At 62.6% G+C, this 7,859-nt stretch carries 13 protein-coding genes; 9 read left to right on the plus strand and 4 right to left on the minus strand.

Going from position 1 to position 7,859, the window contains the following annotated elements:
* Positions 1 to 199 precede the first annotated feature (199 nt).
* The gene (locus NKJ04_RS33270; RefSeq protein ID WP_352553858.1) at positions 200 to 793 is read right to left on the minus strand and encodes a hypothetical protein; all 594 of its coding nucleotides are present in this window, start codon (positions 791 to 793) and stop codon (positions 200 to 202) included.
* A 109-nt stretch (positions 794 to 902) separates the two neighbouring features.
* On the opposite strand from NKJ04_RS33270, the gene NKJ04_RS33275 reads away from it, so the two are divergent.
* Positions 903 to 2,033, plus strand: a complete 1,131-nt coding sequence (locus NKJ04_RS33275) for a metallophosphoesterase (RefSeq protein ID WP_352442936.1) — start codon at positions 903 to 905, stop codon at positions 2,031 to 2,033.
* 57 nt (positions 2,034 to 2,090) lie between these two features.
* Here the strand turns inward: NKJ04_RS33275 and NKJ04_RS33280 are convergent, their stop codons facing one another.
* Positions 2,091 to 2,270, minus strand: a complete 180-nt coding sequence (locus NKJ04_RS33280; RefSeq protein WP_023814141.1) for a CsbD family protein — start codon at positions 2,268 to 2,270, stop codon at positions 2,091 to 2,093.
* Positions 2,271 to 2,465: 195 nt separating this feature from the next.
* On the opposite strand from NKJ04_RS33280, the gene NKJ04_RS33285 reads away from it, so the two are divergent.
* The 7 genes from NKJ04_RS33285 to NKJ04_RS33315 all read left to right on the plus strand — a co-directional run bounded on the left by NKJ04_RS33285 (position 2,466) and on the right by NKJ04_RS33315 (position 5,986).
* Positions 2,466 to 3,119: a glutathione S-transferase family protein gene (locus NKJ04_RS33285; protein ID WP_023814142.1), complete on the plus strand. Its 654-nt coding sequence runs from the start codon at positions 2,466 to 2,468 to the stop codon at positions 3,117 to 3,119.
* A gap of 425 nt (positions 3,120 to 3,544) precedes the next feature.
* Complete coding sequence (locus NKJ04_RS33290) at positions 3,545 to 3,754, plus strand: cold-shock protein (RefSeq protein WP_010915421.1); 210 nt, start codon at positions 3,545 to 3,547, stop codon at positions 3,752 to 3,754.
* Positions 3,755 to 4,119: 365 nt separating this feature from the next.
* The gene (locus NKJ04_RS33295) at positions 4,120 to 4,347 is read left to right on the plus strand and encodes a hypothetical protein (protein ID WP_013532399.1); all 228 of its coding nucleotides are present in this window, start codon (positions 4,120 to 4,122) and stop codon (positions 4,345 to 4,347) included.
* Positions 4,347 to 4,754 (plus strand): hypothetical protein, encoded by a 408-nt coding sequence (locus NKJ04_RS33300; protein ID WP_013532398.1) that lies wholly within the window; start codon positions 4,347 to 4,349, stop codon positions 4,752 to 4,754. The genes NKJ04_RS33295 and NKJ04_RS33300 overlap by 1 nt, the downstream gene beginning before the upstream one ends.
* A gap of 1 nt (position 4,755) precedes the next feature.
* Positions 4,756 to 4,923: a hypothetical protein gene (locus NKJ04_RS33305; RefSeq protein ID WP_023814145.1), complete on the plus strand. Its 168-nt coding sequence runs from the start codon at positions 4,756 to 4,758 to the stop codon at positions 4,921 to 4,923.
* Positions 4,924 to 4,927: 4 nt separating this feature from the next.
* On the plus strand, positions 4,928 to 5,293 hold the full coding sequence (locus tag NKJ04_RS33310) for a YkgJ family cysteine cluster protein (protein WP_023814146.1): 366 nt from the start codon (positions 4,928 to 4,930) through the stop codon (positions 5,291 to 5,293).
* Positions 5,294 to 5,374: 81 nt separating this feature from the next.
* Entirely contained in the window at positions 5,375 to 5,986 is a 612-nt protein-coding gene (locus NKJ04_RS33315) for a LysE family translocator (RefSeq protein WP_031213900.1), read from the plus strand.
* A 99-nt stretch (positions 5,987 to 6,085) separates the two neighbouring features.
* Here the strand turns inward: NKJ04_RS33315 and NKJ04_RS33320 are convergent, their stop codons facing one another.
* Positions 6,086 to 6,472, minus strand: coding sequence for a nuclear transport factor 2 family protein (locus tag NKJ04_RS33320; protein WP_352680066.1), 387 nt, complete (start codon positions 6,470 to 6,472; stop codon positions 6,086 to 6,088).
* A 16-nt stretch (positions 6,473 to 6,488) separates the two neighbouring features.
* Complete coding sequence (locus tag NKJ04_RS33325; protein ID WP_352442934.1) at positions 6,489 to 6,935, minus strand: OsmC family protein; 447 nt, start codon at positions 6,933 to 6,935, stop codon at positions 6,489 to 6,491.
* Between the two features lie 118 nt (positions 6,936 to 7,053).
* Between NKJ04_RS33325 and NKJ04_RS33330 the strand changes: the two genes are divergently transcribed.
* Complete coding sequence (locus NKJ04_RS33330; protein WP_352680068.1) at positions 7,054 to 7,662, plus strand: TetR/AcrR family transcriptional regulator; 609 nt, start codon at positions 7,054 to 7,056, stop codon at positions 7,660 to 7,662.
* Positions 7,663 to 7,859 lie beyond the last annotated feature (197 nt).

The raw sequence follows: 7,859 nt of genomic DNA on the forward strand, positions 1-7,859 counted from the left end.
CCCGAGCCGCAAGGCACCCCACATTGGCCCGACCCTCCCTCCTTGCCCGTATAACTTAATAACGCAACGGGCCCCTTGCGGGGGAAATGTCCGGGAGGACAGAGGTGGGTGTGCAGGATCGCGACGCAGCCACTTCTCTCGACCTTGCGGCTTCGCTCTGGCTGACACGAGGGGGAAGCGAAGAAGCCTGGGCTCTTACCTACTCCGCCAGCGGCTTGATCGTCTCGTAGCCGTTGACGGATTCCGAACTGGTGCCTTCATCGTAGCGCCGCGCGAGCGCGGCTTGCAGATCGGGAGCATAGAGGGCGGTGAATGAATCCAGCGTCTCGCCGGCGCCGTTCTTGAAGGTCTCCTTGACCGCCAGGACATTGTATTTGCAATCGCCCAGACGGAATGTCTCCTTGCCCTTGACGACCAGGCTCAGCGTCTTGGTGCCCTTCGGCGGCTTGTTCGGCGACAGCTCGACGAACTCTATCGCGGCCTTTGCCCCCGCCTTCAGCGGGAACAGCTTTCGCAGATCGGAAAACGGGATCATCGCCTGGCGGCCGGTGTCGCTGTCGCGAAACACCTCGATCAGGCCGGCGAACAGATATTGGGTCTGGGGCGATTGCGATTCGTAGGTGTTGGCAACCGACATCATCCCGCCGGCCACGGGCCGAAATTCGCTCTGGATGCCGGGTCTCGCCAGAACGAAACCCTTCCTGGCGGACTTGGCATCGACGCAAGCGGCGGCATGCGCGGTGCTCGCGCACAACATCGCGGCCAGGATCATCCAGATAGGTGCGGCTTTCATTTTTCCTCCTCCTCCGCTTGCGCAGCGAGACATGCCAGACCCGTGGCGTCATGTCGATGATGGCGCAGAGGCGCTGGACGACCGGCTGCTGTCCATGCTGAATCAGCAGATGATGAATCGCCGTTCGACTGGATCGCTTTCCCGACGCAACTTCCTGGTACAGGCTGCAGGATTTGCCGCGGCCGGCGCCTTGCCGCGGCCGGCCTTAGGCCAGACCGGGCAACGCGTCCAGTCGATCGACGCCACCTTCCTGTTCATCGCCGATGTCCATGCCTGCCGCATGGCGAGCGGCTTGAGCCCCAACTGCCTGCAAGAAGGCAAGACCGACGCCGCGCTGCTGCGCAACGTGGCGGTGCTGAATGCGCTTGGCGACAAGGACTGGCCGGCCGAGATCAATGGCGTCGCCACCGGCCTGCGTTCGGCCGGCAAGATAGGCGCGCCGCTCGGCCTTGTCGTCGGCGGCGACATCACCGACGATGGCGGCGGCCAGATCACCCAGCCGAGCGAGGGCACCCAACTGCTCCAGTTCAGCCAGCGCTACAGCCAAGGCGTCGGTCCGGATCGCGTGCACATGCCGGTTTATGTCGGGCTCGGCAACCATGATCTCGACCAGAACGGGCCGCCGCACCATGTCGACTGGTACCGGCGCGAACTGCGCGACTATGTCGAGGTCAACCATCGCGCCGGCGTGTTCTTCAAGCCGCCAGTGCCGGCCACCGACTATGATGTCGACACCGACTGCTACTCCTGGGACTGGGGCGGCCTGCATCTGATCCAGACGCATCGTTTCGCCGGCGATACCGGCCACGGTGCCGAGAGCAGCCTGCCATGGCTGAAGCAGGACCTGGCGACCTATGCGGCGGACGGCCGCCCGGTCGTCCTGTTCCAGCATTATGGCTGGGACACTTTCTCGGTGGAACGCTGGGATGCCGCCAGGAGCCACTTTGATGATGACGGCACCGGTGCGCCGCATTGGTGGAGCGAGGCCGACCGGCAGGCGCTGCTGGCGGCGCTCAAGGGCTACAATGTCGTCGGCATTTTCCATGGCCACCAGCACGAAACGCCGCTGATCTATCGCAGGGACGGGATCGACCTGTTCAAGCCGAAGGCTGCCTATATGGGCGGTTTCGCGCTGGCCAGGGTGACCAGCAACGGCATGGACGTGGTGCTGGGCGAGGCGATCGGCGATAATGGCGAGGTCGTGTTCACCAATGCTTTCAGCAAGGGCTGGAGCACCTGAAAAAGGCGGCCTTCGCGACCGCCTTTCCCTCGATAACAACGCGTTCCTCGATGCGGATCAGAGCGCCTTCCTGACCTTGTCCTTGACGTCGCCATAGGCCTTCTGCACCTTGCCGGCGATCCTGTCGGCCGTGCCTTCGGCCTGGGTCTGCCGGTTGCCGGTTGCCTTGCCGGCGGCTTCCTTGACCGAGCCCTTGACCTGCTTGGCCACGCCCGCGACCTGATCCTTGTTCACCATTTTTGCGCATCTCCCGGGATTTTGAATTCGAAGGAATTCATTGCGGTAGCTAACGAGCCGATGTCGGTTAGGTTCCAGGCGTCGCCCGGACGGCAGATCAGGTCGCGCGGCCGCCGCCTGGGGCAAGGTCGGTGGGCTAGGCTGTGAACACGCGTTGGCAATGGGATTTTGGAGGCCGTGCGTGCGGGGAGAAAAATGGCAGAATTTACGCTCTATATTGGCAACAAGTGTTTCTCCTCATGGTCGCTGCGGCCATGGGTGGCGATGAGGCATCTGGAGATCCCGTTCGAGGAAGGTTTCGTACGGCTGCGCACGCCTGAAACTTTTGCCAATCTGGCAAAAGTGTCGCCGACCGGTCAGGTGCCGGTGCTGAATCACAACGGCAAGATCGTCTGGGAAACCCTTGCCATCCTTGAATACCTCGCCGACCTGTTTCCCGAGAAAAAGCTCTGGCCCGCCGATATCGACGCCCGTGCGCTGGCGCGTTCGGCCGCGACCGAGATGCATTCCGGCTTTCGCGAGGTTCGCTATGGCTGGCCGATGAATTTGCGTCGGCCGAAGGGCCACAAGCCGCTTGACGCCGAGGGCGAGGCGCAACGCGCCCGCATCGAGGCGCTGTGGCGCGAGTGCCGGGAAAAATACGGCAAGGGCGGCCCGTTCCTGTTCGGCCACTTCACCGTGGCTGATGCCATGTATGCGCCTGTCGTCACCCGTTTCGATACCTATGGCGGCACGCTGGCGCAGGATACGCGCGCCTATGTCGATGCCGTGCTGGCAACGCCGGCGATGCGCCACTGGTATGCCGAGGCGGCCAGGGAGACGTGGCCGGAACCCGGCCCGGACGAATAGGATCCAAACGAAAACGCCCCTCGCACCTTTTATCGTGCGGGGGGCGTCTTTGCCATCAACTGTTATTCGATTGCTCTCATGAACTGCTGATGACACCGAATAAATGCGCGTCTGCGCAGATGGTTCCTGGATGCCGGAAAACTTTTTTCAAGTTGGCGCAACCGCGCTGTTTGGGGTCCGATTTGCCGTCATGTCAGGTGTTTTGGCCAGGTGGTTTGGGAGAATTCCGCAGCTGTGGCTTTATGCAAATTTGACAGCGCCCCAAAAGAAGCCTATAAGCAAATCGTCGATATTTGTTTGACTGACTTTTGTTATCCGCGCTTTCGAGCGCGCCTTTGACGAACTTCCCACATCAAAAATCGGGACAAACGACGTTGTGCATCCGCATGGCGTCGAACGAATATTTGCCATGGAAAGGGTTCGTCATGAGCACCGGCACAGTTAAATGGTTCAACGCCACCAAAGGTTTTGGTTTTATTCAGCCTGACGACGGCTCGGCCGACGTTTTTGTCCACATCTCGGCCGTAGAGCGCGCCGGCATGCGCGACATCGTCGAGGGCCAGAAGCTCGGCTACGAGATGGTCCGCGACAACAAGTCGGGCAAGATGTCCGCCGACCAGTTGAAGGCGGCCTGAAAAACGAATTCAGCTCTCCCGGTGACCACGGATGTACTGGCACCGGTGAGTGGCGAATTCGGGCGCATGGCCGCGGAGACCTGAGTTTCCACGGCATATCATGTGCATAAGCAGGGCGTTCCCGTGCACCCCCGGTGCATCCTTTTGGATGTCGTCTGGTTGCGCGACGCTCTCATGGAAGGTCAGGCGGTGCCTGGCCTTTTTCATTTTGCGCGCCTTACCGCCGAAAGTGCGCTGCGCGCCGGCCTGGACGTGCTAAGGGACGCTCCAGCAATTTGAATTCGCCGCGCGTATTGCTTTGTGCGTGATCCTGACCGAAGACCCGGTCTCGCTCCATCGGCACAGGCTCCTGACAGGAGAAAGATTTGACCACCAGTTCAAAGACAACCGTCGATCAGGCCGTGTCCCTGTTCAGCAAGACGCAAACCCAGTCGATGTCGCTCAACCGCATCAATTCCGAGCGCGACGCCGTCAGCGAGGCACGCGAAGCCAAGACCGCGCGGCTGCGCGAATTGCGCCTGGAGAAGGAGGCCGACGAGATGGCCGCCGCCGCCGCGCTAGCCGCTTTGCCGAAGCGGGCCGGAAGACGCTGATGGCCACCAAACGCGTACCGCCAACACCGATCGCCGCCGATGCAACCATTGCCGATATGGTCGAAGGCCTCGACAAGCCGGTCGAATTCGTACGGCGTGTGCTGGAAAAGCTCGAACGCTGCAAGCGTGCCCACGGCGATGCCCAGGTGCGCGTCGGCGTGCGCGGCCGCGCCGAATGCCCGAATTACCTGATCGAATATGTCCGTGAAGACGCCAAAACCCATGAGCGGGTGACTTATCAGGACGCGGCCTACAGCGGCAGCACGCATCGCGAGCTGGCGGCCCATCACATCGAGGCGGTGAAAAACTGGTCGCCCGAGGAAATGAACATCACGGCCGTTTCGGCGCTGATCGGCCGCCTGCGCAATCCGCGCGCCCCATCATCGCGCTTCGCCGACGAGGACTGACATGGCCATAAAATTCTCCTCCAAGGATCAGCCGGCAGCCTCGGGTGCCGCGGCAAAACCGGCTAAGCCGGTTGCCGCGCCGAAGGCCGGCGACGCCATCGAGGCCGCGACCGATCTGTTCAAGTCGCCGGCGGATTCGCCGAAGGGCAAGACGGCTAAGAAGAAATAGCGCCTTGCCGCAAGACGCCGATCGCAACCCCGCCGCGCCAGGGCTGTCCGCCCTGGTGGCGAGCGTTTTGTCGTCGCAACAGGGCACCTTCGATTGCCAAAGCTGCGGTGCCTGCTGCTCCTATTCGGCCGAGTGGCCGCGCTTTTCCACCGAGGATGACGCGCAGCTCGACCGTATCCCGGAAAAATATGTCGCATCTGACCTGTCAGGCATGCGCTGCGAGGGCGTGCGCTGCTCGGCGCTGTCCGGCGAGATCGGCAAGTCGACCGCTTGCGGCATCTACGACGTCCGGCCAGACGTCTGTCGCGCCTGCATGCCCGGCGACGAGGAGTGTCTGATGGCACGCCGAGCGCTCGGATTGCCGGTGTAGCCAAGCTCCGATCACCTCCGCTTGTGCGCCGACCCGCAGCCCGATACGTTCCTGGCCGGGTCGGGTGCCGGAGGAACCATCGTGAGCATCGAATTTCTGTTGACGTCGCTGATCGTCGTGGCTTCGCCCGGCACCGGCGTTCTCTACACGCTGAGCGCCGGCCTTTCGCGCGGCGCGCGGGCCAGCGTCATCGCCGCCTTCGGCTGCACGCTCGGCATCATCCCACACATGGCCGCCGCCATCACCGGCCTTGCGGCGCTGCTGCACACCAGCGCGCTTGCCTTCGAGACGCTGAAATATCTCGGCGTCGCCTACCTCCTCTACATGGCCTGGAACACGCTGAAGGAAAATGGCGGCCTCAGCGTCGAGCAGGATGTGACGCCGCGCTCGGCCGGCAAGGTGATTGCCACCGGGATCCTCGCCAACGTGCTCAATCCGAAACTGTCGATCTTCTTCTTCGCTTTCCTGCCGCAATTCGTCAGCACCACCGAGCCCAATGCGCTGTCGAAGATGCTGGAACTGAGTTCCGTCTTCATGCTTTTGACCTTCGTGGTTTTCGTCGGCTACGGCATCTTCGCCGCCTCGATCCGCAGCCACGTCGTCTCGCGGCCAATGGTGTTGACCTGGATGCGCCGGACCTTCGCCGGCGCCTTCGTCATGCTCGGCGCGAAGCTGGCGCTGGCCGATCGGTAGCGCCACGGGGAGCGGTTCAGTCTCGCTGATCCGCTCCTCTTTGTTGCGCTATTCCGGGCGAAAAGCCGTTATGCGCTTTCGGGGAATTGCTCGGGCACGCTACCCCTTCACATAGCCCATCGCTTCGACGATCCGCCCGTCGGCCACGCGCATGAGGTTGACGCCGCGCAGCGAATTGCCGTCGGTCATGAAATAGCGCCAGCGGATCGTTGCCCGGTCGCCGGCAACGAAGGTTTCCTCGATATCGAAGCGCGTGCCGGCCTGGGTTGCTATCGCCGCCCAAAGCCCGACGCACGCCGCTTGACCGGCATAACGGGCGCCGTCCGGCGCTGGCACGGTGTTCTCGATCGCGCAATCCTCAGCCACCAGCTCGGCGAGTGCCGAAGGATCATGGCGTTGGAATACGTCGTTGTAGCGCCGCATGATCTCGGCCGTCTGCTGGGACAGGTCGTACGCGGCTGCGTCCATGACAAGCTCCTGTGTCATCTTCTTTCTCCTGGCTTCATTGGCCTTTGGTGGCTTCGACGAGTGTTGCCTTGAGGGTGATCTGGGACACGCCGGCAAGGGCCCGCGAGACGAGGCAGCCCGCCTTGGCGGACTGTGCAAGGCGCTCGAATTCATCTTCGGCAAGTCCCGCGACCTCTGCCTCGGTTTCGAGTTCGATGCGGGTGATCGTCGGACCGGCAGCGGTTGCGCCAAGATGCACCTTGGCGACGGTGCTGATGCTTGTCGGAACATGATTGGCGTTGCCCAGTATGGCGCTCAGCGCCATCGAGAAGCAGCCTGCATGCGCTGCGGCGATCAGTTCCTCCGGATTGGTGCCCGGACCGTTCTCGAAACGCGACGGGAAGGAATAGGCGCCTTCGAAGACGCCGCTGCCGAGCCGCAACCGTCCCGAACCTTCCTTCAGCGTCCCCTGCCATTTGGCCGAGGCTTCACGAATTGTCATTGTCGTTCTCCCTTCGCATGGCGTTCCTCAAGAATATATAGACTGATCTACATATTATGTAGACCGATTGTCATATTCTGCGCAAGGCCTATAATGATTCCTCCTGACAGAGGTTGACATGGCCAACGACACCCGCACCCGCATACTCGAGACGACTGGGCTGCTGCTCAGGCAGCGCGGCTATCACGGCACCTCGCTCAACGACATATTGAGCGCCAGCGGCGCACCGCGGGGCTCGCTCTATTTTCATTTTCCCGGCGGCAAGGACCAACTGGTCATCGAGGTGACGCGCGCTAGCGTTGCCGACGTGACGGAGAGGCTGGGCGAAGCGCTGGCTGCCGAAAAGGATCTGGCGGTGGCCGTCCATCATATCTACCAGTCGGTGGGGCGCATGCTGGAAGACAACCAGTTTTCGCTCGGCTGTCCGGTCGCGCCTGTCGTGCTGGACTCGCCCACCGACGTGCCGGAACTGGCGGAATTGTGCCGCTCGGCCTTCGAACAGTGGATAGGCCTGCTGCGGGACGCCTTCGTCAGGGCAGGGGTGCCCGAGCGCCGCGCGCATGCATTGGCACTGCTGGTCGAATCGTCGCTGGAGGGGCTGATGGTGATCGCCCGCGCCACCCGCGACCGCGCCCCGGTACAGGCCGTGGCCGATGAGGTGGCGGCGCTGATCGAAGCCGCGGTGCTTGCCGGCGAGGTAAAGCAACGCGCGGATGCCGCCGTCTGAGAGGCCACAACGACCGCTGCGCAAAACAAAAAGGGCGGCATCTCTGCCGCCCTTTCCGTATCTGAAGGCTGATAGGGCTGGATTAGAAATCCATACCGCCCATACCGCCCATGCCGCCGCCCATGCCGCCAGGCATGCCGCCGCCGCCAGCCGACTCCTTCTTCGGAGCCTCCGCGATCATGGCTTCGGTGGTGACC

This window comes from Mesorhizobium sp. M0618 (assembly GCF_040320765.1).
In the GTDB taxonomy this organism is placed as follows: Bacteria; Pseudomonadota; Alphaproteobacteria; order Rhizobiales; family Rhizobiaceae; genus Mesorhizobium.

Excerpts from the sequence above, each read along its gene's own strand:
- NKJ04_RS33325 (WP_352442934.1), bottom strand. The coding sequence starts at position 6,935 with ATGACAATTCGTGAAGCCTCGGCCAAATGGCAGGGGACGCTGAAGGAA.
- NKJ04_RS33280 (WP_023814141.1), bottom strand. The coding sequence starts at position 2,270 with ATGGTGAACAAGGATCAGGTCGCGGGCGTGGCCAAGCAGGTCAAGGGC.
- NKJ04_RS33275 (WP_352442936.1), top strand. The coding sequence starts at position 903 with ATGATGAATCGCCGTTCGACTGGATCGCTTTCCCGACGCAACTTCCTG.
- NKJ04_RS33320 (WP_352680066.1), bottom strand. The coding sequence starts at position 6,472 with ATGACACAGGAGCTTGTCATGGACGCAGCCGCGTACGACCTGTCCCAG.
- NKJ04_RS33270 (WP_352553858.1), bottom strand. The coding sequence starts at position 793 with ATGAAAGCCGCACCTATCTGGATGATCCTGGCCGCGATGTTGTGCGCG.
- NKJ04_RS33290 (WP_010915421.1), top strand. The coding sequence starts at position 3,545 with ATGAGCACCGGCACAGTTAAATGGTTCAACGCCACCAAAGGTTTTGGT.
- NKJ04_RS33285 (WP_023814142.1), top strand. The coding sequence starts at position 2,466 with ATGGCAGAATTTACGCTCTATATTGGCAACAAGTGTTTCTCCTCATGG.
- NKJ04_RS33305 (WP_023814145.1), top strand. The coding sequence starts at position 4,756 with ATGGCCATAAAATTCTCCTCCAAGGATCAGCCGGCAGCCTCGGGTGCC.
- NKJ04_RS33300 (WP_013532398.1), top strand. The coding sequence starts at position 4,347 with ATGGCCACCAAACGCGTACCGCCAACACCGATCGCCGCCGATGCAACC.
- NKJ04_RS33330 (WP_352680068.1), top strand. The coding sequence starts at position 7,054 with ATGGCCAACGACACCCGCACCCGCATACTCGAGACGACTGGGCTGCTG.